Raw genomic sequence first — 1191 nt, forward strand, 5'->3', positions numbered from 1 at the left:
AGACAAGCAAAGGTAAAAAGGATGAAAAAAGAAACGAAAACTACAGTCGATTGTGTTGTTGTGACATATAATAGATTGAAGTTGCTAAAAGAGTGTTTAGCAGCGCTTGAAAATCAAACATATGAGATAAGTAATTTATACGTAGTCGATAATAATTCTACAGATGATACATTAGCTTATTTAAAGGATTTTTCTAAAAAATATAAAAATTTAAAAATAATTCATTTGAATAAAAACTTAGGTGGAGCTGGTGGATTTAATAATGGAATAAAAAAATTCATTGAAAATAGTGATTCGGATTTTGTATGGATAATGGATGATGACACTATTCCAAATAATGATGCATTGGAAAAATTAATGGATAAAGTCAATTCTGTTACTAATTTAGGATTTTTGGCAAGTAATATTGTATGGCAAGATGGTACTCCCGCTATAATGAATATTCCGACAGTCTCATCAAATTGGAATCAAAATATAACAAAAGGCTTAGTTCAAATAAAATCTGCTTCATTTGTATCAATACTTTTCCCGAGAAAAGTAATTGAAAAAGTTGGTCTTCCCATTACAGATTTCTTCATATGGGGAGATGATGTTGAATATACTTTAAGAATATCTCAAGCGGGATATAAAGGGTATTTAGTAAATGATTCTATTGCTGAGCATAAAATAGCTAAGAATATCGGTGTTGATATTGTAAGTGAGGAAAACAGTAATCGTATCAAACGTTATTACTATTCAAGAAGAAATGCAATCTTTACTGAGCGTAATAGAATGTCGAAAGCGCAACTGGCAAAATGGCTAGTAAAATGTTGTTTAGTAGAACCGGTTAAAATATTAGCTAAAGCGCCGAATCGTAAAATGCTAAGAATTCGTACAACGTATAAAGGGACTATAGCTGGATTTTTCTTCAATCCAAAAATTGAAGCTGTTAAGGGAAATAAAGCGAATGGAAACAAAAAAGCTCAATAATAAACAAGTAAAAGAAGCCTTATTAGATACCTTAGTGTATTTTGATAAAATTTGTAAAAAATATGATTTGAAATATACTCTGGATGCGGGTACGTTATTGGGTGCTGTTCGACATCATGGATTTATTCCTTGGGATGACGATATAGATGTTGCAATGCCTTACAAGGATTATAAAAAATTGATTTCTTTATCAAGTGAAATCAATAAGAATAATCACTTTAT

The 1191-nt window shown here is 30.2% G+C and carries 2 protein-coding genes; both read left to right on the forward strand.

The annotated features are described in order from the left end of the window. A partial coding sequence (locus tag CP368_RS10020; protein WP_369822661.1) for a glycosyltransferase family 2 protein occupies positions 1–969 on the forward strand: 969 nt, incomplete at its 5' end. Next, positions 947–1191 (forward strand): LicD family protein (locus tag CP368_RS10025; protein ID WP_143468331.1); only part of this gene is annotated, 245 nt, incomplete at its 3' end. The genes CP368_RS10020 and CP368_RS10025, both read left to right, overlap by 23 nt.

The sequence above is a fragment of the Lactobacillus sp. UMNPBX17 genome, from assembly GCF_002553735.1.
In the GTDB taxonomy this organism is placed as follows: Bacteria; Bacillota; Bacilli; order Lactobacillales; family Lactobacillaceae; genus Lactobacillus; species Lactobacillus gallinarum.